Genomic DNA, 23,891 nt, shown 5'->3' on the forward strand with positions numbered 1-23,891 from the left:
ATTATTTTCATTTGTTATGCTTGTAAATTTTACAAATAAATGTAAAATATAATCTAGTATTGCTTAAGTTTTAAAAAATACCTTTTTTAGATAGAGTCCATTTGGTGGAGCTGGTATTTTTGTTAGTGGTTTTTGAGCTTTGTGAAGCTCTATAAACTCCTCTAGCTTTTCATCGCTAGTTGCAGCTTTTATAGCGTTTGCGACCATTAGCCTAACTTGAGCTCTTAAAAAGCCATTGGCTCTAAATTTAATAATAGTTAAATTTGGTTTATCGCTATATCTATTTATGCTAAATGCAGATTTTTGAATTTGATACGCATAAGCTTTGTAAATCTCTCTAATAGTTGATTTTTCACCACTTCCAACTTTGTAATATGGTTTAAAATCTTGCTTACCAATAAAGCAAGCAAGTGCTAAATTTAATCTTTTTAAGTCTAAATTTGGATAAAAATATACAAAATCACTCAAAAATGGTGATTTATCACCATGATAGATTATATATCTATACTCTCTAGCAGTTGCGCTAAATCTAGGATGAAACTCTTGATTTACAATCCATATATCTTTAAGATTAATATATGGGCTAAGATGGCGGCTAATTTGATCTTTTAATCTATTTAAATTCCAAAAATCACCACAATGCACGGTTGATATTTGATTTAATGCATGAACGCCTTTATCGGTTCTAGAGCCTGATAGTATTGGCTCATAAATTCCTACATGATTTAATGCTTCATTTATAGCATCTTCTACGGCTTGGACATTTGGTTGTGTCTGAGAACCGCTAAATTTAGATCCATCATAGCTATATTTTAGAGCAATTTTCATTAGTATTTTTTTACTACTTTATTTATAAATGCTACTTGACTTAATAAAAATGTAACAACAAAAACAAGCGGAATTCCATAAAATGGATGTTTAGATAGTAGTAAAATTGCTGTAAAATATGCCGATAAAACAGCAAATATTCCAATATATACCATACCTTTTTCATATCTATATGTTACAATTCCAAAGCTTAGTGCAAATAGAGTGCTAGCTAGAGGGAATAGGGCGATAAGGCAGTATATTGTAAGATTTTTAGCAACTTTTGGATCGCTACTGGTTTGTTTCCAGTATGCAGCTATACTAAAATTATCATTAGAACTATCTTGTATATTTGAACGAATCGTTAGTAAGTCATATTTTGAAACATTCCATTTGTTATCTTTAATATCATAAATATAGCCATCTTTTAAGATTAAATTTAGTCTTGCATTTTCATTTGTGATATCGCCACTACTAGCAGTAATAAATCTTTCGCTATCTTTGTTGTGATTATATAATACAATATTTTCATATTTTGAGAGATTTTCATCTATATTTTGCTTATCTATAAATACCATCCACTCGCCAAATTTCTGCCCAAATTCGCTTGGTTTTATATTTAGGCTTAGTTTTGTTTTTTTATATGCTACAAAGTTATTATTTAAATTCATTGCAGTAGGCATTGCAACAAGAGCTATAAATAATAGCGTAATTGATAGTATAGTTGATATTTTTAGAAAAAATTTGGCTATATCTTTTGGATTGTATCCTAAGGTAAATATAACTATACTCTCATTCTCTCTTGAAAGACGAAAAAAACTCATCGCTAAAGCAACAAAAAATCCAATAGGTATGGTAAAAAGTAGAATTTGTGGAAGCATAAATAGATATAATTTAAGAAGCTCAAAAAAACTAATATCTATATAGCTAGTAATTCTAGCAATTTGGATAAAAAATACAATTGAAACTATTAAAAATAGCGTAGCAAATAAAGAGGCAAAAGTCGATAAAAAGCTACTAAAAAGATATCGATTAACTCTATTCATATTAATCCTAAATTTATATTTGTAAAATTCTTAAGGCTTGCAGCAACGATAAATCCGCCAAAAAGTGCCGGAATAAATGCAATGGTTTTATCTTTTATAGATATGTGGATAAAAAGCTGAACTAATGCGCCTAAAAATAGAGCTATAAATCCCCACTCAAGCCCTAAAATCGCCACCATCGAAGCGATAAAAATACTATCAGCCTCACCTATTGGTTCTAAAATTTGATGGCGTGGGCGTAGCATTAGAGTGCTTTTTAGTATTACCATAATACCAATTATGATAAATGAGTCTAAAATATTGTTAATTTGAGTTATAGAAGCATATAATACAGCCAAAAAATATCCACTCATTAGAAGATAATTTGGAACAGCTTTTAGTCTAAAATCGATCGCCCCAAGGGCATAAAATATAGCAAAAATTAACGCTAAAAGCATAGCTAAGATTAAATTTGATTCTAAAAAAAAGGCAAAAATTGCCAAAAATCCTACTATTAGTTCAGATAACGGATAAAATGACGAAATTTTTGTTTTACAGTTTTTACACTTTGCTTTAAGCATTACCCACGAAAGTAGAGGTATAAGCTCAGTAGCGCCAAGCTTTTTAGCGCAGCTTGGGCAGCGGCTACGACTAAAGACAAAATCCTCTCCAATAGGTATGCGAGTGATTAAAACTGTAGTAAATGAGCCAAGACATATCCCAAAAATAAAAAATATCAATAGCATTAAATTGCCCCAAATTTACGGTGAATGGATTTAAATTTAGCTATAATTTCTTCAAGTTCTTTGCTGTTAAAATCTGGCCAAAGAGTTGGCGTAAATGCTAGTTCTGCATAGCTAGACTGCCATAATAAAAAGTTGCTAAGCCTTTGCTCTCCACCAGTGCGAATAAGTAGATCTACATCTCCAAAGCTAGCACTATCTAGATGTTTGGCTATGCTTTGTTCTGTAATTTTATATCCATTTTCAAGAGCTAAATTTACAGCTCTTGTAATCTCATTTTGACTTCCATAATTTATTGCTAGGATTAAATTTAATCCATTATTGTTTTGGGTTTTGTTTTTTAGATTTGCTATGGCGTCTTTTAGTTTATTGCTAAATGGACTTAAATCACCTATAGTATGGAATCTAATATTGTTTTGTAAAAAAAGCTCCTCTTTGAGTTTGATAAATTTCAAAAGCAAATTTAGTAAAAAATCAACTTCGCTTTTTGGTCGTTTCCAGTTTTCTGTGCTAAAGGCATAAAGTGTTAAATTTTTTATATTATTTTTAGCACAATATATGGCAATATCATTGACCACATCTGCTCCTTTTTTGTGGCCATTAGTCCGTACTAAAGAGCGATTTTTAGCCCATCTTCCATTGCCATCCATAATTATAGCTAGATGATTTAATATATTCATATTGTAGCCTTTATGACTGTTTTTTGCCATAGAGGTGATACTTGTTTAATTTCAAATTCGCATCCTAACTCATCAGCTAAGGCCTTGCTAAGACTAACATAAGGTGAGCTAACTAGGCGAATTTTTCCATCTTTTATAAAGATAATTATTGGTGCAAATAAAGAAAATATCAGATAAATTTTAGGATTTTTCCCAAGTAAAATTTGTATTAATGCAGAACGGTTATCATAATAAAATGGTATATGAAGTATGTTCTCATTTAATGCCATAATCATATCTGCGTATATGCTAAATTGATCTTTTGAGAGTGGATTTGCCATTTTGGATTTAATATATGGTATTAGCCATGAGAGATTTTGCGAGCTTGCTACCATCTCAATAAGAGCTACTCCATCATCTAAAACTGGCTTTATAATCTCTCTTTTAGTAAGAGAGTTTATACTTATCATACCGCCGCTTTGAGATCCGATATTAGCGTAGTATTCGCTTCCTACTTCTAGATCTTTATAGCTTGTAGTGCTGATTGTTTTGGTGCCAAATTTAATATTATAACGATTAAATCTAGTCTGTTCTAATACTTTGATGATAACTGGCAAACTTGAGTTTATTATTGTTGGAATATTATTTGATATTTGAGCAGATTGAATTTTAGATAATTTATTTATCATATGTTTTTTGCCAATTTAGTAATTTGTGATGCGACTAGTTCTTTTGATGTTAGTTCTGTTTGTATAACTGTATCTTTAGTTATAAAACTTATCTTGGTTTCATTAGAGCCAAATTTAATATCATCTCCTAAAATATTTAAACACACTGCATCAAGATTTTTATTCATTAGCATATTTTTAGCATTATGTAGAGCATTTTTAGCGTCCATTTCCATTTTAAAGCCAATTTTTTTACACTTTAAATTTAGATTTTTTAATATATCGATATTTAATTTTAGCTCAATTTTATCTCCCATTTGATCTTTTTTGATCTTGCCATCTTTGGGATTAGCACAGATAAAATCACTAACTGCTGCACACATTACTAATATATCATCTGGAGCGACTATTTGCTGATTTAATATGCTATTTAATTGGTCTGAGCTTTTAAATTTAATTATCTTATATGGTGTGTTAAAATCAATAGAGCTAATAAATACAACATCAGCCCCAGCATAGTAAAAGCTATCAGCTAAAGCTTTAGCCATTTTACCGCTTGAGTGATTGGTAATAGCTCTTGCATCATCTATTTTTTCAGTTGTTGGACCACCGGTGATTATAACCTTTTTGCCTTTGTAAAACTCATCTTGGTTTAATACTCTTTTGGCGGTTTCTACAATTAGCCATGGCTCATTTAATGCGCCTTTTCCATAATCTCCACAAGCTAAAGTTTTAGTAATTGGCTCAATAATTGTAAAACCATCATTATTTAAAATCTTTAAATTTCGAATTGTGGCTGGATTATCTAGCATATTATTATTAGCAGCTGGAGCTATAATCTTAGGACAAGAGGCTGCTAGAATTGTTTGTAAAAATATATTATCAGCTATTCCATTTGCAATTTTATTGATACTATTAGCTGATGCTGGTGCGATGATAAGCAGATCATTTTTACTAAAGCTTATATGATCTAAACCATTTGTCCAGCTCTCATTAAGCGATGTTAAAACACCATCGCTAAGAGCTTCAAAGCCCACTGGAGTAGCAAATTTAAGAACCCCATCGCTTAGTAGCACTTTAACATTTGCACCATTTTTTTTAAGCAGACTTAAAATTTCATAAGCTTTATAAAAGCTAATACTCCCACAAACTGCTAAGAGAATATTTTTATTTTTCATCTTTTTTACCAAAAAATTTATAAAAGAATCCACTTTTATTATTTTGTTTGGCTCTAGCTATGATTAGGTCGCCTTTATGACTATCGTGTGTTACGCTTGAACCTGCTGCTATTAGAGTATCATCAGCGATATTTAGTGGTGCAATAAGCTGTGTATCGCTACCTATAAATACATTTTTGCCTATTATGGTTTTATGTTTGTTTTTACCATCGTAGTTGCAAGTGATTGTACCACATCCTACATTTGTTCCACTATCAATTTGGCAATCTCCCAAATAGCTTAAATGGCCAGCTTTTACACTATTTAAATTTGCATTTTTAAGCTCTACAAAATTGCCAATGTGAGTAGAGACTATGTGGCTTTTTGGTCTTAGGTGTGCCATTGGACCAATATCACTATCAATTACGGTGCTATACTCTATAACTGAACTGCTTTTAATTATAGAGTTTTTAATAAGACAATCGCCTTTAATCACACAGCCGCTCTCTATCTCGCACTCTCCTTCAAATTTGGCTCTACTATCTATAAATACAGTTTGAGGAAGTCTAATGATAATGCCATTTTTCATCAAATTTGCTTTTATCTGCTCTTGCATTATATTTTCAGCTTTGCTTAGAGCTAGCTTGTCATTAATACCCATAAAGTTTTGCTCATTTACTAAGACAGAGCTTACGCTTTTGCCAGCTTTTAACGCTAGTTCTATGGCGTCTGTTAGATAGTATTCATTGCTTGCATTTTGGTTATTTATCTGTGGTAGGAGTGAATTTAATAAAGCCGTATCAAAGCAGTAAGCCCCAGCGTTGCATAGATTTATTGCTTTTTCATCTTCGTTGGCATCTTTTTGTTCTACTATTTTGATAACTTGATCGCCATTTTTTACCACTCTACCATATCCAAAAGGATCTTTAGATTCAAAAGCAGCTATAGTTATATCAGAATTTGATTGAGTTAGTGATATTAGTTCGCTAGTTGCAACTAGTGGCATATCAGCGCATATTATTAGAGTTTTATCAAATTTAGGTTTTGCTGCCATTACGGCTCCAGCAGTTCCAGGAAAGTTGATAGTATCTTGAGCGACAATATTTATATTATTAAATTCTCTATTTATCTCTGAGCTTACTTCATCAAATTGATAGCCTAAAACTACTGTTATATCATCAGATATTTGTAGTGATTTTTCTACTACATGAGCAATCATTGATCTACCGCTTAGAGTGTGTAGAACTTTAGATTTAGGTGATTTCATACGAGTACCATTACCAGCTGCTAGTATAATTATTGATATATTTTTCATGATCTTTTCTTTTGGATTAAATTTGACAATATTGTAGCTAAATATGGTTAAAATTGATTAAATCTAAATTACAATCTTAACAATAAATTTACATAAATTTCATACAATGGCAATAAAAAATTCTAAGGAAAATAATGAAAATTTCAAAAAAATTATTAATTATTACCGGTCTTATAGCTGTTAGTGGGGCTATTTTATGGTGGGGATTAAAAGATGATGAGCCAAAAGATAAATATATCACAACAGTTGTTAAACGCGGAGATATCATACAAAGTGTAGATGCAGTAGGTGAGGTATTTGCTAGTAATCTAGTAGATGTTGGTGCTCAAGTAAGCGGTCAGATAAAAGAGCTATATGTAAAAGTAGGCGATAAGGTAAAAGCTGGAGATAAAATAGCTCAAATAGATAGCATAAAGCAGCAAAATACGCTTGATCAGCAGCTTGCGGCTTTGGAGATTTTAGAAGCGAAGTTAAACTCGGCTAAAATTTCAGTTGATATCGCATTAAAGCAGTATAAAAGGGAGCAAAATCTAGCTAAACAAAACGCCACAAGCCAAGAGAGCTTAGAAAATGCTAAAGATACTTATAGTTTAAAATTAGCTAGCTTAAAAGAGATAGAAGCTCAAATTAAACAAACTGGAATTGAGATAGATACTGCTAGAACAAATTTGGGCTATACTGATATTAGGGCGCCATTTGATGGAGTTGTAGTATCTGTGCCAGTAGAGGTTGGTCAAACTATCAACGCTAATCAAACAACTCCAACCTTAGTAAATATCGCAGATTTAAGCAAAATGGAGATAAGATTGCAAGTTAGCGAAGGAGATATACCAAATATTAAGGTAGGAAATAAGGTAGAATACTCGATTCTTTCAAATAATACTAAAAAATTTACCGCATATATAAGCTCAATTGACCCAGGTTTGACTACTTTAAGTGATGGCAAATACTCCACTTCAAATTCAAATTCAAGCAGTACTAGCTCAAGCTCAGCTGTATATTATTATGCTAAGGTAAATGTAGATAATAGTGATGAGATTTTGCGTATAGGTATGACAACAGAAAATAAAATAATAATTGCTGAAAATAAAGATGTTTTATATCTACCTACAATGGCGATAAAATCAGGTAAAGATGGTAAATTTGTATATATTAAAAATGGTGATAAAATCGAACAAAGAGCTATAACTACAGGAATTACAAATGGTATAAATACACAAATTCTAAGCGGTCTTAGCGAAAATGAAGAGGTAATATATTTTCATCTAAACTCAGCTAGTATGCAAAATATAATAAATGGCTCTAAAAGACCGATGATGAGGTTCTAATGATTAGGCTAAGCAAAATCCGTAAATCCTTCAAAGTCGGTGATACTCAAACAGAGGTATTAAAAGGGATAAATTTAGAGATTAAAAAGGGCGAGTTTGTAGCTATTATAGGGCAATCAGGTAGCGGCAAGAGTACGCTTATGAATATCTTAGGTTGTCTAGATACTCCAACAAGTGGTAAATATGAGCTTGATGGTAAAGATATAAGTAAATTTAATAAAGATGAACTCTCAAATTTAAGATTAAAAAAATTTGGCTTTATCTTTCAGCGTTATAATCTACTTAGTTCAAATGATGTCAAAAGCAATGTCGCCTTGCCTGGAATTTATGCTGGAATGAATAAAGATGATAGATTAAATAGATCTAAAGAGCTTCTAGCAAAACTTGGCCTAGAGTCTAAAATAGATACTATGCCAAACTATCTAAGTGGCGGTCAGCAGCAGCGTGTAAGTATCGCTAGAGCGCTGATGAATGGTGGGGAGATTTTGCTATGTGATGAGCCTACTGGAGCGCTTGATAGTGCTAGTGGTGTGATGGTAATGCAGATCTTAAAAGAGCTTCACAAAGATGGCCATACAATTATAATAGTAACACATGATAAAGATATAGCTAGTTGGGCAAATCGTATCATAGAGATTAAAGATGGCAATATAATTAAAGATGATATAAAAAATAATCAATGTTACGAAAAAAGCTCTAAAAACATATCTATAGAATCAAATTTCAAAGCTTTAAAAGATCGTTTGTTAGAGAGCTTTATGATGAGTATTGGAGCGATTAAATCGCATAAGCTTAGATCATTTTTGACTATGCTTGGTATTATTATAGGTATTGCTTCTGTAATTTGTGTAGTTGCTTTAGCCAAAGGTAGTGAGCAAAAGATTTTAGCTAATATCAATAGTATGGGAACAAATACAATTACATTGCATTTAGGTAAAAATTTTGGTGATAAAAATGCTAGAAAGTTAAAAGATTTTAGTATTGAGAGCTATAAGATGCTTGAGAGTCTTAGCTTTGTAGATTATGCTACGCCTAGGATTAATGCTACTGGATTACTCACATATGGCAATAAAAATATAGATGCAAGTCTAAGAAGCGGAAGTGAAAATTTGCTTAATGTCTCTGGGGTAACAATTACGCATGGTAGGGATTTTGAATTTGATGATTTAAGATTTTCAAGATCAAATATTATCATTGATAATTTAGCACAAAAAGAATTTTTTGAAGGTGTTGATCCTATTGGCAAAACAATTATATTTAATAAACAACCTTTTACAATTATAGGAGTAGGATATAAGGATTCAGGCTCATTTGGTGCTGATAATATTACTGTATATCTGCCATATACTACAGCAGTAAATAAATTAACAGGTCAACAAAACATTCGATCAATAATTGTAAAAATTAATGATGAGGTAAATGCTCAAGTAGCTGAGAGCGGGATAATAGAGGCTATGAGTTCTATGCGAGGGACAAAGGACTTTTTTACTATAAATTCAGATACTATTATGCAAACCGTTCAAAGCACTGTAAATTCAATGAGTCTTTTAATCTCTGGAGTGGCTTTTATCTCACTGATGGTTGGCGGAATTGGGGTTATGAATATTATGCTTGTAAGTGTATTTGAGAGGACTAAAGAGATTGGTATTCGCATGGCAATTGGTGCTAAAAGTAGAGATATTTTACTTCAATTTTTAATAGAGGCGATATTGCTATGTGCTATTGGCGGGGTAATTGGAGTTGGACTAGCATATTTAGTTGGTACTATTATAAATGCTTTAGATACTGGATTTACGATGATATTTAGCACAGCTTCGATTATTATAGCTATTGGAGTTTCTAGTCTTATTGGGATAATTTTTGGTTATATTCCAGCTAAAAATGCATCTAAATTAAATCCAATTGATGCGCTACTAAGGGATTAAAATGAGATATATAATTGTTATTTTTATAGCTATTATCTTTGGCGGATGTGCTGGCAAAAAGCTAGATTATGAGATTAAAGATGTTGAGTTTTATACTCCTAAGTGGCATAAAGATTTTAACCAAACTACCTTAAATGAGCTTATTGATTTGGCTCTTAAAAATAATGAAGATATTGGTGTAGCGGTGTTAAATTTAGAAGTAGCTATGCTAAATGCAGGTATAGCAAGTGATGGCTATATCCCATCAATGAGTGGCGAGATAGGAGCAAATAGCAGTAGAGATATAGGCAAAAGTGATGAGTTTAGCAGCAAGTTTAATTCTAAATTTAGCCTTAGCTATGAACTTGATATATTTGGTAAGATATATGATAATTATAAATCAAAAGAGTGGATAATGCACTCTAGTAGATTAACATTGGATAATTTAAGATTGACTATTATTAGTCAAGTAGCAAATAGTTATTTTAATATCTTATATCTTAATGACTCTTTGCGTAGTTTAAAGCAAAATTTAGATAATGCAAAGATGCTTGATGATATAGTTAAGGTTAAATTTGAAAATGGTAAAGAGGAGCTTTTAGCTATTAAGCAAAGTTCTCAAAATATATTAAAAATTCAAAATCAAATTCACTCTACACAAAGATCATTAGAATCTAACTATGAGAGTTTAAAAAATCTTACTAGAAGTAATAAAAGGTTTGATGAGCTTAGCTTAGATGGTGTCGAATTTATAGGAATTGGCCAGTTTGATGTTGGTGAGCTTTCAAATCGTCCAGATATTAATGAAGCAGTAGCAAAACTAAATTCGAGCTTTTATGAGTATCGTCTAAGTCAAAAAGAGCTTTTGCCTAGTCTTAGTCTTGGTGCAAATTTAAGCGATAGCGATAAAGAGTTTAAAAATAGCTTTGATTTTAATCAACTTGGTGGAGTTGTGAGTTTTAGTTTGCCTTTTTTGGACTATTTTAAGCTTAAAAAACATATTAAAATTAGTGAGCTTGAGTTTAATAAACTTAAATTTAGCTATGAAAAAACGCTAAAAAATGCCATAAATGAGTCTTTAAAATATCTATTATTTTATCAAACTGATAAAGCAACATATGATAATTTAGTCATAATGGCAAGCGATCAAGCTAAGATTGTCGCAATTTATAAGAGTAAATATAATGAAGGAAGTGCTGAGTTAAAAGATCTATTAGAGGCGCAAAATAATCTAATCTCAGCCCAAATTTCACTCCTTAATCAAAAATTTGAGCTATTAAATGATGAGCTAAGCTACTATAAAGCCATTGCAAAGTAGATGAATTTATTTTCTAACTTTAGACAATTTGGAGTATTTATTGCTATTTGTATTGCGATTTTTACTCTAAATTTGTATCTAGAGTTTAGAAGTTATGAAGCTTTTAAAGCTAAGCCATATAGTTTTATTAAGGCTGATCTTTTATTTAGCGATAAAAGACAAGGAAAAAACTCCGAGTATTATGTTTTGCAGTTTAAAAGTGATAACTTTATATTTTATACTCGCTCTAAGAGCTTGCCAAAGTGTAGTAGTTGCGAAGTAGGGGTAATAACTAAAAATCTTAAATTTAAAGATTATATTGCTGGTAGATTTTTCTTGCCTAGTTTTAAGATTAGTAAGCTTGATATAAATTATAGTCTTGCTAATATTCTTAAAAATGCAATCATATCTCAACATCAAAATCCTAAAATGCAAGAATTATATAGTGCCTTATATTTAGCAACTCCAATGAGTAAAGAGTTGCGTCAAAATGTTACTCACTGGGGAATTGCGCATATTATTGCAATTAGCGGATTTCATCTTAGTGTAATATTTATTTTTGTATTTTTTGTAGCTAGATTTACTATTGTGCCGTTGCAAGACCGATATTTTCCATACTTAAATTTAAGATTTTATATAAGTTTGATTTTGTTTATTTTAATGGGATTTTATCTATATATTTTAGATTTTACTCCTAGTTTCTTGCGTTCATATATTATGGGTGTGGTTGGGTTTTTATTGCTTAGTCGTGGGCTTAAGGTTTTTAGTTTTGGAAATTTGGTTTTAGCAATATTGATTGGATTAGCTTTTAGTCCGCAATTACTATTTTCTATCGGGTTTTATTTTTCATGTCTTGGGGTCTATTTTATATTTTTATATATCTATCATTTTGGCAATAGAAGCGACCTTAGTAGTTTAAAGAGAATTTTGATGCATACTTTAATTCTTGAGATTTTTGTATTTTTAGCGATGAATATTCCTGTTTATTACTTTTTTCCTATAGCTAGCTGGTATCAAATTAGTGTAATTCCACTATCTTATGTTTTTATAATATTTTATCCAGTTAGTCTATTTTTGCATCTTTTTGGAATAGGCGGGCTTTTTGATGATTTTATGATTAGATTTATTGAATTTGCACCAGCTCAAGGCAAGGCTAATCTGGAGCTATGGCAGTTTATAGGGTATAATATTATTGCATTATTAGCAATATATAAAAAGTGGATAATGCTTTTATTGGCGTTACTTGGATTATTTGTCTATATTTTTGCCTTGATTTAAATTTATATCACTAAAGATAAAGTTATTTATTCCATTATTATATTTATATATTAGTTTTAATTTATGGGCTATTAAGATATTATGTACTATATATAGACCTAGACCAAAGCTTTTTTTGGCATTTGTTCCTTGTGTAAATGGTTCTATATAGTGCTTTATATCATTTTCTAATGGCTGGCCTTTTGATGAAAATACTATCTCATTGTTTGTGATAGTGATTTTAACAAATTTATCATCTGAATATTTTAGAGCATTATCAATTATATTTTTGCATGCAATTGCTAAAAGTTTAAAATCTGCCTTTACAGTAGCATCATCTATGGCCTCAATTCCAACGCTAGACTCTTCAGCCATAGCAATATCTATAGCTTCATCTATTACATCTCTTACTTTACAAGGTTTTAATTCTCCTATTAATCTAGAAGTGGCACGCTCTACAGCTGCAAATTCATTTATTAAGCTCTCTAATCTTTCAAATACATCTATCAAACGCTCTTGATTTTTATTTTTTTGAATCATCTCAGCAGTAATTCTACCTTTTGTAATTGGAGTTTTTAACTCATGCATGATATTGCGTAAAAAGAGCTGACGGCTATTATTTAAATTTTTAATCTGGCTAACAGCATCATAAAAAGCACTTGCTACCTGACTGATCTCATCATTTCCAGTGGCGACATTTTTGATCTCTAAATCCCCTTGAGCAAATTTATCAATCTGGCGTTTTAACTTTCCAAGTGGCATAATCTTACGAATAATAAATATATATGTAAGCAAGATAATTCCAGCTACAAAAGCAAAAATAATCTGAATAATTATATATCTATATGGCTGATATGCTGTATCTATAAGAAGTAGAGTATTGTCATCTTTGGTAACCTTTAAATAGTTTTTTTTCTCATAAAATAATATAGCGCTTGATCCTAATTCAGTAGTAATCTCTTCTAAGATTACAGCTTGATTTAGTATTTTTTCTTTTTTTTCTATATTATCTATTTGGGGCATATATAAATTTGAGACCTGTTCTTTATACTCATCTTCATTAATTAACTCATTTAAATGAAGTAAAGTAGCCCTAGCTACAATAGAATATTTGGTATTTAATTCTCTTGCGTAATTGGCTTTATCATACTCTATAAGCCATAAAAATGCTATTCCTATAGCCCCAATTCCAAGGGCGAAAATAAGCGTAATGGTGTAAAAAATTGATGAAAATCTCATTTTGCCCTTTTTGGTTTTAATTTATTGTTCTAGCTTGTAGCCTACGCCTCTAATAGCGTGGATATATTTTGGCTCTTTTGGATTTTCACCTATTTTGGTGCGAATACGACCTATGATAACATCTATACTTTTATTTGTGCTATCTTCATTTATGGAGTTGCAATTATAAATTAACTCTTCACGACTTATAGCGCCACCTTCTTTTTTAATTAAATATCTTAAGATATCATACTCAGCAACTGTAAGCTGAAGCGGCTCGCCTTTTAGAGTAATAATATGACGAAAATCATCACATACTAGATCTTTTGGAGCTGGAGATATCTCTTGCATTGTGATACTTTGGCGTCGTAAATGGCTTTTGATTCTAGCTAGAAGCTCTTGGGGATTATATGGTTTTGGCAAGTAATCATCTGCGCCAAATTCAAATGCATTTATCTTATCGCTTATATCATGTCTAGCACTAGAGATAATGATGGGAATTGTATGTTTGGTGCGTATCTCTTTGCAAACCTCAAGCCCATCAATACCTGGCAAGGTAAGATCTAAAATAACTAGATCAAATTTATTTGTATTAAGAGTAGAAAGGCCAAGATATGGATCATCACATATCTTAACCTCTATTTCAAATTGCTCTAAATATTCGCTTAATATCTCTGCAAGTTCAAAATCATCTTCAATCATTAGAATCTTTATCATATATCTGCCTTATAAATTTGAGCTGATTATAGCCAAAAATAGCTATTATTTCAATACAAGCCCCATTAAAATTCCAGCTCTATTTATCCAGATTATTGGTTTTCTTTTTGATGCTTTTGACGCTTTTATCTCTTGGCTAAATTCATTAATATTATTTATAATTTTCTCATTTACTTGAATAATTATATCTCCACTTTCAAAGCCTGTATGTGCAGCATTTGAACCATCTTTGACATCTGTGATTAATATACCTTTTATCTCTTGAGGTATTTTGTATTTATATTTTATTTCTTCACTTAAATTTTGCACGCTTAAGCCATCAATGCTTAAATTTTCAGCTGTATTACCAGTAACATCTGTATCAGCTAGCTGGAGTTTAGTAGAGTAGATTTTTCCTGCTCTTTCATATTCTAAATTAATTTTTGTATTTGGCGAGTATGCACCAATTATATTTTTTAAATCATTTGCACTTTTTATGATTGTATTATCTACTTTGATGATAAGGTCGCCTCTTTGAAGGCCGGCTTTACTAGCTGGATAGTCTTTTTCTACATTAGTAATTAATGCGCCTTCTTTGTTTTTATATATCTCTTTTTGGTCTTTTGTTAAATTTGCAATCATAACACCAATGTAGCCACGAGTTATCTTTCCATCGCTAATTAGCTTTTGAGCTATTGTTTTTACCATATTTGATGGAATGGCAAATCCTATTCCATTATTGCCTCCACTTCGGCTAAGAATAGCTGAGTTTATACCAACTAAGGCACCACGACTATCTATTAAAGCACCGCCACTATTTCCAGGATTTATACTAGCATCTGTTTGGATAAAATCTTCATATTGATTTAATCCAATATTATCTTTATTTAATCCACTTATTATTCCGCTTGTGATACTTCCACCTACGCCAAAAGGATTACCAATAGCAAATACTACATCGCCTTCAAGAAGCTTAGAGCTATCAGCAAAATATGCTGGTTCTAGGTTTTTAGCATCTATTTTTATAATTGCTAAATCTGTTTTTGGGTCTGAGCCAATTATTTTAGCTTTATACTCTTTTGAATTATCTAACATTGATACTATAATCTCATCGCTATCTTCTATTACATGATAATTTGTAACTATATAGCCATCACTAGAGATGATTACACCTGAACCAAGAGATGAGCTTTTTTGGCTTCTTTGTTCTGGAATATTAAAACCAAAACCAAAAAATTCTTTAAAAAATGGATCATTCATTAGGCTATTTAGATTATTTTTTACCTTTATAGTTTTGGTTGTTGATATATTTACAACTGTCTGTTTTGCTTTTTGAATTGAACTATTATATGATAGGATTGAGTTTTGATCTACAGTTGGATTTATGCGGTTAAAATTTGGGTTTGCATCACTAAATTCTACATTAGCACCAAAAATTGTTGAGGCTGCTATAAGTGATATTAATGTTATTTTTTTCATATTATTCCCTTTTAAAAAATTGCTTTGGATTATATTATGTAGGGATAAATATAAATTTAATATTTATACAAATGAATTTAAATAAGTTGATTGACATTAGCTCAACTTTTATGATATAATTTATATAAAAAAATATAAGTGGAGAATTATAATGAGTAATAGTTTATATGAAACTTTGGGAATCTCTAAAGATGCTAGTAGCGATGAGATTAAAAAAGCCTATAGAAAGCTAGCTAGGCAGTATCATCCCGATATCAATAAAGACCCAGGAACTGAAGAGAAATTTAAAGAGATTAATGCAGCTTATGAAATTTTAAGCGATGAAACGAAGCGTAAGCAGTATGATCAATATGGCGATAGTATGTTTGGCGGGCAGAGTTTTCATGATTTTAGTAGAGAAAATTTTGGCGGTAATGCTGATTTTAATGATATATTAAATCAACTTTTTGGCAATTTTGGTGGTGCAGGACGATCTAAGAGAGGGTTTAGTGGATTTAGTTCAGCAGGTTTTGGTGGATTTGATGGTTTTGATCAAGGATTTGGGCAAAATTTAGATATTCAAGCTAGAATAAATATTTCACTTGAACTAGCTGTAAATGGCGGTGATTATGAGTTTAGTATAAATGGCGAAAAGATTAAAATCAAAATTCCAGCCGGATTAAATAGCGGTGAAAAGCTACGGGCTAGAAATAAAGGTAAAAGTGCTGGAAGCCATAGAGGAGATCTAATTATTACTGTAAATATAGAAGAGGATAAGGAGTATAAAAGAGATGGCGATGATCTATATAAAAATTTAGATTTAACTCTTAAAACTGCTCTTTTTGGTGATAAAATTGATGTAAAGACATTTAAAAAAGATGTATCAATCAAAATACCGCCTAATACTAAAAATGGTCAAAAAATTAGATTAAAGGGTTATGGTGTAAAAAATAGAAAAAGCAACATCTATGGCGATATGTATTTAGTTACTAATATAATTTTACCAGATATTGAGCGGATTGATCCACAATTAAGAGATATGTTGCAAAGCAAACTATAAAGGAGATGGTATGAGAGATTATGAAGAGCCAGTCTATCTAATAAGCGTAGTAGCAAAGGTTTTAAGTATCCATCCCCAAACTCTAAGACAGTATGAAAGAGAGGGATTAGTAGAGCCTAGCAGAACTGAAGGCAAGATGAGACTCTATAGCGAAAAAGATCTTGATAGGATTAAGATGATTTTAAGACTTACTAGAGATTTAGGTGTAAATTTAGCAGGTGTTGATGTGATTTTGCGCTTAAAACAAAGACTTGAAGAGTATGAAGCTGTAATAGAGGAGTTAAGGGCAAATATAAAAACACAAAATAAAGGTTCGCTAGTCAAGCGTGGTAGTAGTTTTGATTTAATATTTGTAAATGATAAAAAGTAGAGAAAATGGATAATATCATATATATATTTGTAATAACAGCTGGTTGTGCTGTTTTATTTAATCTTATATTTCGCAGATATGGAATCCCAACTATTATAGGTTATATTGCTACAGGAATCTTGATTTCACAGCTTTTTGGGCTAAAAAATAATCATGATTTAAGTTTTGTAGCTGAATTTGGGATTGTATTTTTGATGTTTACTATTGGGCTTGAGTTTAGTATTAAGCATTTAATGTCAATGAAAAAATATGTATTTATGTATGGTCCTATTCAAGTATTTGCTACTGGCTTTGCATGTAGCATTTTATCGGTTTATATATTTGATATAGATATTAAAAGCGCTATTATTATAGGCTTTGCATTATCTCTTAGTTCCACAGCAATAGTTTTAAAAACATTAAATGATAATGGGCATATATCAAAGCGTTATGGACGCAAGGTACTTGGAATATTATTATTTCAAGATATAGCAGTTATTCCTTTGCTTTTAATGATAGATATATTTAATGTAGAAGATGGCGCTGTAAGCTCTTTGATATTTACATCTATGGTTAGTGCTTTAATATTAATTGTAATATTATATTTTATTGGTAAGTATATATTAAGTCGTGTTTTATATTTAGTAGTGAGTGCAAATTCAAAAGAGATATTTATAACTACTATTTTATTTACGGTTATTGGCTCTAGCTTTTTAGCACACTATTTTGGATTTAGTTATTCACTTGGAGCATTTATTGCTGGTATGCTAATAGCTGAAACGCAGTATAAACATCAGATTGAGACAGACCTTATACCTTTTAGAGATCTTCTTTTGGGTCTATTTTTTATAACAGTTGGTATGCAGATAAACTTTAATGTAATTGCTAATAATCTTTTTATAATTGCTTTAGTTTTGATTACTGTTTTAATAATTAAAGCTTTGATTATTTATCTATTCTTAATGATATTAACTAGAAAAAAAGTCGCATTAAAAGCAGCGCTAAGCTTAGCTCAAGTTGGAGAGTTTGCTTTAGCTATATTTACATTATTATCTGTAAAAGGTATGGCTGATGATAAAACATTGCAGATTTTAACTGCTGTAGTAGTTATATCTATGGTTCTTACTCCATTTATCTTAAAAAATGTGAGCAAAATCGCTGATAGCATGGAAGAGCAAGATGAGCTAATGCAAGCAGTTGTAACTACAAAAGAACAAGATGAGATAGAAGAGCTTGTAAATATAGATATTCCAGAGTATAAAAACCATTTTGTAGTATGTGGATATGGCAAGCTTGGTCGTGAAATAGTAAGGCAATTAAAGGCTAAAGGTTGTTCATATATAGCACTTGAAAATGATTTAAATTTAGTAGAGCGTGGTAAGAATAGTAGAGATAATGTATATTATGGAAATGCTATTCAAAAAACTACTTTAGAAAAAGCTCATATTAAAAATTGTATAGCTACAATAATTGCTGTTAGCAATGAACAAAAATCAGAGCTAATAGCAAACTCTATAAAAAATCTAGGATATGATGTAAATACTATCATAAGATTTGCTGATACTATAGAGAAGGGGCTTTATACTGATTTTGGAGATCATTTTTATTTGATTAAAGAGAGAGAAGCTGTGGCTAAAGCTATTATTAGTAAGGCTTTAAAGTGCAAAATAAATAATGACTTAAATCAAGGATAATTATGGATAACTCGTTGATTATATTTGGAGGATTATTTATCCTTAGTGTTTTATTTAGCAAAATATCTGATAAATATGGAGTTCCAGCGCTGCTTATGTTTTTAGCAATTGGTATGCTAGCAGGTAGCGATGGGCTTATAGGACTTGAATTTGATAATGCTAAAATGGCTGAAAATGTAGGAACTATAGCACTTATATATATACTGTTTTCTGGTGGATTTAATACCAACTATAAATCAATAAAACCTATTTTTAAAAGCGGTATAGTATTAGCAACTTTTGGGGTTGCTATCTCAGCTGTGATTACTGGAGTATTTGCTTATTATATAATTGGCTTTTCTATGCTTGAGTCGTTACTATTTGGTGCAATTATTAGCTCGACTGATGCAGCAGCAGTATTTTCTATTATGCGTTCAACTAAGCTTAAAAATAATCTTGCTTCGCTACTTGAGTTTGAAAGTGGCAGTAATGATCCGATGGCTATCTTTTTAACTATTACTCTACTTGGACTTCTTACAGCTACTACAGTTATAGATCCATACACAATGAGTATCAAGCTTATACTTGAGTTTATCCTTGGTGGTACAATGGGTTATGTATTTGGTATTATAATCCCAAGCCTTATAAATAGAGTAAAGCTAGGCTCTTGGGGGTTATATCCAGTGCTTTTAATAGCTTTGGTTGCTGTGCTTTTTGGTTTGACAGAAAAGATTGGTGGTAATGGATACATTGCAGTATATGTAGCTGGAATTATCGCTAATAAAAAAGAGTTTTTGTATAAAAAGAATTTAACTGGTTTCTTTGATGGAATAGCTTGGATGATGCAGATATTTATCTTCCTTACACTTGGGCTTTTGGTCTTTCCTAGCGAACTACCTCATGTTGCTATGATTAGTATTTTAATGTCGCTTGTTGTTATGTTTATTTCAAGACCTATTAGTGTATTTATGTCTACTATATTTTCTAAATATAATTTAAAAGAGAAGTGCTTTATCTCATGGGTTGGCCTTAGAGGAGTTGTTCCTATTATTTTGGCTACATATCCTCTCTCAGCTGAACTAGAAAATGGTCAATTAATCTTTAATATAATATTTTTTATGGTATTAATATCTGTGCTTACTCAAGGCACTACGCTTAATAAAAGCGGAAAAATATTTGGAGTTATCGAACCATCTAAGACTACAATTCCAAATATGCCTAGCAGCCCAATATCTTATTCGGACATAAAGCAGTATAAAATAGGGGAATCATCAAAGGTAATTGGTAAAAACTTAACGGAGCTTGGTTTGCCAGATGATTTTTTAATTGTTTTAGCAAAACGAAATGGCGAGCTTATAAAGGTTAGTGGTTCATTTGAATTTATGCAAAATGATATTTTGCTTATTTTGTGCAATAGCGAGTTAAGATATCAAAAGATTATTAGAATTTATGAATTATAGGATTTGAAATGGAGTTAGAAATTTGGGTTTTTGTCCTGTTGTTTTGTGTGGCGTTTTTTAGTGGTTTTGTAGATGCTATCGCTGGTGGTGGTGGGCTAATTACCATCCCAGCATTAATAGCAGTTGGTATCCCAGAGCATGTAGCATTAGCTACAAATAAACTACAAGCTACATTTGGTAGTTTTACAGCCGCAGCTAACTTCACTCATAAAAAAATGGTGGATTTTAACTCTCTTTGGCGTGGAATTATATGGACATTTGTAGGGGCAGTGTGTGGTACATGGTCAGTACTTTTAATCGATGCTGTGGTGATTAAATATCTAATTCCAATCTGTTTAGCAGCAATTTTAATCTACACTATTTTTACTCCAAACCTTGGTCAAATTGATAGAGAAAAGAGAATAAGTCAAAATTTATTTTACGCTATTTTTGGGTTAGGAATTGGATTTTATGATGGATTTATCGGGCCTGGTACGGGATCGTTTTGGATGTTTGCTTTTGCTAGTTTGCTTGGTTTAAATTTAAAAACCGCAGTAGCAAATACTAAAATCTTAAATTTTACTTCTAATATAGTATCTTTAGCTGTATTTATTGGAGGTGGGCAAATTCTATGGCTACTTGGAATAGTTATGGGTTTTGGCCAAATGATTGGAGCTTATTTTGGTTCGCATATGGTTATAAAAAAAGAGATTAAATTTATAAAAATTATCTTTTTAACTGTGGTAAGTTTAACTATTGTTAAGATTATTTATGATTTATTTATTAAATAAAATTTAGAATAAAATAACCAAAAATAGATATTTAAATTGATTTTTTAATTTGTGCTTAATCTAAATTAAGATATAATTACCGCAAATTTTTTTAAAAGGCGCTTTTCTATGAAAGATCTGTTTCTCTTTTCAAATTTGATCGTTAATGATCATAGCTTTACGTACCTTTTTCACATTATTTTAGTTGCGATTATAGTACTAATTGTTGCTAAAATGGCTACTAGCTCGATGCAGCTTGTACCTCGTGGTACTCAAAATTTACTTGAGGCATATTTAGAAGGTATCGTATCAATGGGTCGTGATGTAATGGGTAGTGATGAGCTTGCTAGAAAGTATCTACCGCTAGTAGCTACAATTGGTTTAATCGTATTGACAAGTAATGTAATTGGTATTATTCCTGGTTTTGAAGCTCCTAGTTCTAGCTTGAATCTAACTCTTTGTTTGGCTCTTTGTGTGTTTATATATTACAACTTTGAAGGTATTCGCACTCAAGGTGTGATTAAATATTTTGCCCATTTTATGGGACCAAATAAATTTCTTGCTCCTTTAATGTTTCCTATCGAGATTGTATCTCATTTATCTCGTATAGTTTCATTATCATTTAGGCTTTTTGGAAATATCAAAGGTGATGATCTATTTTTGATGGTTGTTCTTAGTCTTGCTCCGTGGGTTGCTCCACTTCCAGCATTTGCATTACTAACATTTATGGCATTGCTACAAACATTTATCTTTATGATTTTAACATATGTTTATTTGGCTGGTGCTGTGGTAGTTTCTGAAGAGCATTAATTTTTGGTATACATTTTAAATTTTATTCTGGGTGCGTCGTTGGCAGTTGCTATTGTCGGCGCACTATTTTGTATCTATCATTTTTATTTTTTAGGGCTTTTTCTTAGTGGTTTAATTGGGGCTAGTTTTGGTCTTATTTTAGCTTTGATATCATATCTATTATTAAGGATTTTAAATAGTGATCAAGTATGCAATTAGCGATCCTAAATTTTATTCAAATTTGGATTATGCTTTTAATAATTTTATTAGATTAAAAGAGGCTAATATGCTACTTTTTAGAGATAAAAATTCTAATAACTATGATAAAACAGCTCAAGAATTTATTAAATTTAAATCTTATAATATAAAATTTTTACTTCAAAATGATATCGATTTGGCTTGCAAACTTGGCTTTGACGGTATTCATTTTAGTTCAAATTTTATTCATTTATTAAAGGAAACTCCGCCAAATTTAATCAAAATTGCTAGCACTCATAATATTAAAGAGATAGAATTGGCCAATCAATATGGAGCCGATTTTATTACATTTAGTCCAATTTTTGCAACTCCAAATAAGGGCAAACCAAAAGGCTTAGAAGGATTAAAAGAAGCTATAAAAATATCAAAATTTAAGGTTATTGCTCTTGGCGGGATAATGAGTGCTGAGCAAATTTGTGCTGTGATGAAGTGCGGTGTGGCTGGATTTGCATCAATTCGCTATTTTACGCTAGATTAACCTTATTAATATTTAATTTTTTTTGTGCTAAAATATACTATTTTATCAATATCAAAAGGCTAAATTTATGTTTGAAACAGTTATAGGATTAGAAGTACATTGTCAGTTAAATACAAAAACTAAGATATTTTGTGGATGTTCAACTAGTTTTGGAGAGGAGCCAAATACTCATGTTTGTCCAACATGCTTAGCTCTTCCTGGGGCATTGCCGGTGTTAAATTCTCAAGCAGTAAAAAAAGCAATTAGCTTTGGTAAAGCAATAAATGCAACGGTAAATAAAAAGAGTGTTTTTGACCGCAAAAACTACTTCTATCCAGATTTACCTAAAGCCTATCAGATATCTCAATTTACTATTCCAATTGTAGAAAATGGTGAGCTAATTATTAAAGTTGGCGATAAAAGTAAAAGAATTGGTATTACTAGAGCGCATTTAGAAGAAGATGCTGGCAAAAATAGCCATGAGAGTAAATCTAGTCTTGTAGATCTAAATCGTGCTGGAACTCCGCTTTTAGAGATCGTAAGCGAACCAGATATTAGAAGTAGTGATGAGGCAGTAGCGTATCTTAAAAAACTTCATAGTATTTTAAGATTTTTAAATATTAGCGATGCTAATATGCAAGAAGGCTCTTTTAGATGCGATGTAAATGTTAGCATTAGACCAAAAGGTGATGAAAAGCTATATACAAGAGTTGAAATTAAAAATTTAAATTCATTTAGATTTATTCAAAAAGCTATTGAGTATGAGGTAGAGCGTCAGTGTGAAGCTTGGGAGGATGGCAGATATGATAGTGAGGTTGTTCAAGAAACTAGACTATTTGATACGACAAAATTAATAACTAAACCAATGAGAAGTAAAGAAGATAGTGCAGAGTATCGCTATTTTCCAGATCCTGATTTATTACCAGTTATTATTCCTGATGAGCTTATGGAAGAAGCTAGTATTTTACCTGAGTTACCAGATGAAAAAAAAGCTAGATATATAAGTGAATTTGGAATAAAAGAGAGCGATGCTGATGTGATAATTAGCAGCTATGAGATGGCAAAATATTTTGAAGATCTAATAGCTGGTACAAACTCACCAAAACTATGCGTGACTTGGCTTACTGTAGAGCTTTTAGGTAGATTAAAAAATGGTGTAACTATAGAGACAAGTCCAGTTAATAGCGCAAAACTCTCAACTCTATTAAACAGAATAGAAGATGGCACCATCTCACAAAAAGCTGCTAAAGATGTTTTAGATGCAATAATAGAAAGTGATGAAGATATAGATAGCGTGATTGATCGTCTGGGCCTAAAACAAGTAAGTGATGATTCAGCTATATTATCTATCATTGATACAATATTAGCTACAAATGAAGATAAAGTAGCTGAGTATAAGAGCGGTAAAGATAAATTATTTGGTTTCTTTGTTGGTCAAGTTATGAAAGAGGGCAAGGGTGCATTTAATCCAGCCAAAGTAAATGAGTTATTAAAAACGAAATTAGGGTAGCATTATTGGTTTATTAGCAATTTTCATAAGATTAAATTTATTAATATATAGCAA

Annotated in this window: 22 protein-coding genes; 12 read left to right on the forward strand and 10 right to left on the reverse strand. The window is 31.1% G+C overall.

Annotated elements, in window-relative coordinates; translation table 11 throughout:
• Positions 1–63 precede the first annotated feature (63 nt).
• Genes truA through glmU form a run of 7 tightly spaced genes read right to left on the reverse strand, consistent with a single transcriptional unit; the run spans position 64 to position 6,377 of the window.
• Positions 64–828 (reverse strand): tRNA pseudouridine(38-40) synthase TruA, encoded by a 765-nt coding sequence (gene truA, locus CIGNP103_RS00130; protein ID WP_086268369.1) that lies wholly within the window; start codon positions 826–828, stop codon positions 64–66.
• The gene (locus tag CIGNP103_RS00135) at positions 828–1,853 is read right to left on the reverse strand and encodes an LptF/LptG family permease (protein ID WP_086268370.1); all 1,026 of its coding nucleotides are present in this window, start codon (positions 1,851–1,853) and stop codon (positions 828–830) included. The genes truA and CIGNP103_RS00135 overlap by 1 nt, the downstream gene beginning before the upstream one ends.
• Positions 1,850–2,578: a prepilin peptidase gene (locus tag CIGNP103_RS00140; RefSeq protein WP_086268371.1), complete on the reverse strand. Its 729-nt coding sequence runs from the start codon at positions 2,576–2,578 to the stop codon at positions 1,850–1,852. The genes CIGNP103_RS00135 and CIGNP103_RS00140 overlap by 4 nt, the downstream gene beginning before the upstream one ends.
• A complete protein-coding gene (uppS, locus tag CIGNP103_RS00145) occupies positions 2,578–3,255 on the reverse strand; it encodes a polyprenyl diphosphate synthase (RefSeq protein ID WP_086232157.1) in 678 nt (225 codons plus the stop codon). The genes CIGNP103_RS00140 and uppS overlap by 1 nt, the downstream gene beginning before the upstream one ends.
• Positions 3,252–3,923 (reverse strand): hypothetical protein, encoded by a 672-nt coding sequence (locus CIGNP103_RS00150; protein WP_086268372.1) that lies wholly within the window; start codon positions 3,921–3,923, stop codon positions 3,252–3,254. The genes uppS and CIGNP103_RS00150 overlap by 4 nt, the downstream gene beginning before the upstream one ends.
• Positions 3,920–5,080, reverse strand: a complete 1,161-nt coding sequence (gene coaBC / locus CIGNP103_RS00155) for a bifunctional phosphopantothenoylcysteine decarboxylase/phosphopantothenate--cysteine ligase CoaBC (protein ID WP_086241360.1) — start codon at positions 5,078–5,080, stop codon at positions 3,920–3,922. The genes CIGNP103_RS00150 and coaBC overlap by 4 nt, the downstream gene beginning before the upstream one ends.
• Complete coding sequence (gene glmU / locus CIGNP103_RS00160; protein ID WP_180381786.1) at positions 5,070–6,377, reverse strand: bifunctional UDP-N-acetylglucosamine diphosphorylase/glucosamine-1-phosphate N-acetyltransferase GlmU; 1,308 nt, start codon at positions 6,375–6,377, stop codon at positions 5,070–5,072. Before glmU ends, coaBC begins: the two co-directional genes overlap by 11 nt.
• Positions 6,378–6,508: 131 nt before the next feature.
• On the opposite strand from glmU, the gene CIGNP103_RS00165 reads away from it, so the two are divergent.
• From CIGNP103_RS00165 to CIGNP103_RS00180, 4 genes are read left to right on the forward strand one after another with little or no spacing between them, the layout of a single operon-like run.
• The gene (locus CIGNP103_RS00165; protein ID WP_086252423.1) at positions 6,509–7,702 is read left to right on the forward strand and encodes an efflux RND transporter periplasmic adaptor subunit; all 1,194 of its coding nucleotides are present in this window, start codon (positions 6,509–6,511) and stop codon (positions 7,700–7,702) included.
• Entirely contained in the window at positions 7,702–9,627 is a 1,926-nt protein-coding gene (locus CIGNP103_RS00170) for a MacB family efflux pump subunit (RefSeq protein ID WP_086226938.1), read from the forward strand. The genes CIGNP103_RS00165 and CIGNP103_RS00170 overlap by 1 nt, the downstream gene beginning before the upstream one ends.
• A 1-nt stretch (position 9,628) precedes the next feature.
• Entirely contained in the window at positions 9,629–10,924 is a 1,296-nt protein-coding gene (locus tag CIGNP103_RS00175; protein ID WP_086241357.1) for a TolC family protein, read from the forward strand.
• Positions 10,925–12,181 (forward strand): ComEC/Rec2 family competence protein, encoded by a 1,257-nt coding sequence (locus CIGNP103_RS00180; protein ID WP_086241356.1) that lies wholly within the window; start codon positions 10,925–10,927, stop codon positions 12,179–12,181.
• On the opposite strand, the gene CIGNP103_RS00185 is transcribed toward CIGNP103_RS00180, so the two are convergent.
• From CIGNP103_RS00185 to CIGNP103_RS00195, 3 genes are read right to left on the reverse strand one after another with little or no spacing between them, the layout of a single operon-like run.
• Positions 12,152–13,399: an ArsS family sensor histidine kinase gene (locus tag CIGNP103_RS00185; RefSeq protein WP_086228943.1), complete on the reverse strand. Its 1,248-nt coding sequence runs from the start codon at positions 13,397–13,399 to the stop codon at positions 12,152–12,154. The genes CIGNP103_RS00180 and CIGNP103_RS00185 overlap by 30 nt on opposite strands.
• A gap of 21 nt (positions 13,400–13,420) precedes the next feature.
• Positions 13,421–14,095, reverse strand: coding sequence for a response regulator transcription factor (locus tag CIGNP103_RS00190; protein ID WP_086224612.1), 675 nt, complete (start codon positions 14,093–14,095; stop codon positions 13,421–13,423).
• Between the two features lie 45 nt (positions 14,096–14,140).
• Entirely contained in the window at positions 14,141–15,553 is a 1,413-nt protein-coding gene (locus tag CIGNP103_RS00195) for a Do family serine endopeptidase (RefSeq protein ID WP_086228069.1), read from the reverse strand.
• A 151-nt stretch (positions 15,554–15,704) separates the two neighbouring features.
• Between CIGNP103_RS00195 and CIGNP103_RS00200 the strand changes: the two genes are divergently transcribed.
• From CIGNP103_RS00200 to gatB, 8 genes are all read left to right on the forward strand, one after another.
• On the forward strand, positions 15,705–16,592 hold the full coding sequence (locus CIGNP103_RS00200; RefSeq protein WP_086224610.1) for a DnaJ C-terminal domain-containing protein: 888 nt from the start codon (positions 15,705–15,707) through the stop codon (positions 16,590–16,592).
• A 10-nt stretch (positions 16,593–16,602) separates the two neighbouring features.
• Positions 16,603–16,962, forward strand: a complete 360-nt coding sequence (locus CIGNP103_RS00205; protein ID WP_086224609.1) for a heat shock protein transcriptional repressor HspR — start codon at positions 16,603–16,605, stop codon at positions 16,960–16,962.
• 5 nt (positions 16,963–16,967) lie between these two features.
• Positions 16,968–18,635 (forward strand): cation:proton antiporter, encoded by a 1,668-nt coding sequence (locus tag CIGNP103_RS00210; protein WP_086252425.1) that lies wholly within the window; start codon positions 16,968–16,970, stop codon positions 18,633–18,635.
• Positions 18,636–18,637: 2 nt separating this feature from the next.
• Positions 18,638–20,074: a potassium/proton antiporter gene (locus CIGNP103_RS00215; protein WP_086224607.1), complete on the forward strand. Its 1,437-nt coding sequence runs from the start codon at positions 18,638–18,640 to the stop codon at positions 20,072–20,074.
• 8 nt (positions 20,075–20,082) lie between these two features.
• Entirely contained in the window at positions 20,083–20,844 is a 762-nt protein-coding gene (locus tag CIGNP103_RS00220) for a TSUP family transporter (protein ID WP_086241354.1), read from the forward strand.
• A 108-nt stretch (positions 20,845–20,952) separates the two neighbouring features.
• Positions 20,953–21,633: a F0F1 ATP synthase subunit A gene (locus CIGNP103_RS00225; RefSeq protein WP_086224605.1), complete on the forward strand. Its 681-nt coding sequence runs from the start codon at positions 20,953–20,955 to the stop codon at positions 21,631–21,633.
• Positions 21,634–21,811: 178 nt separating this feature from the next.
• Positions 21,812–22,348, forward strand: coding sequence for a thiamine phosphate synthase (locus CIGNP103_RS00230; protein ID WP_086232147.1), 537 nt, complete (start codon positions 21,812–21,814; stop codon positions 22,346–22,348).
• A gap of 67 nt (positions 22,349–22,415) precedes the next feature.
• Entirely contained in the window at positions 22,416–23,837 is a 1,422-nt protein-coding gene (gene gatB, locus CIGNP103_RS00235) for an Asp-tRNA(Asn)/Glu-tRNA(Gln) amidotransferase subunit GatB (RefSeq protein ID WP_086268374.1), read from the forward strand.
• The last annotated feature ends 54 nt before the right edge of the window (positions 23,838–23,891 follow it).

The organism is Campylobacter sp. P0103 (assembly GCF_002139545.1).
Classification (GTDB): domain Bacteria; phylum Campylobacterota; class Campylobacteria; order Campylobacterales; family Campylobacteraceae; genus Campylobacter; species Campylobacter devanensis.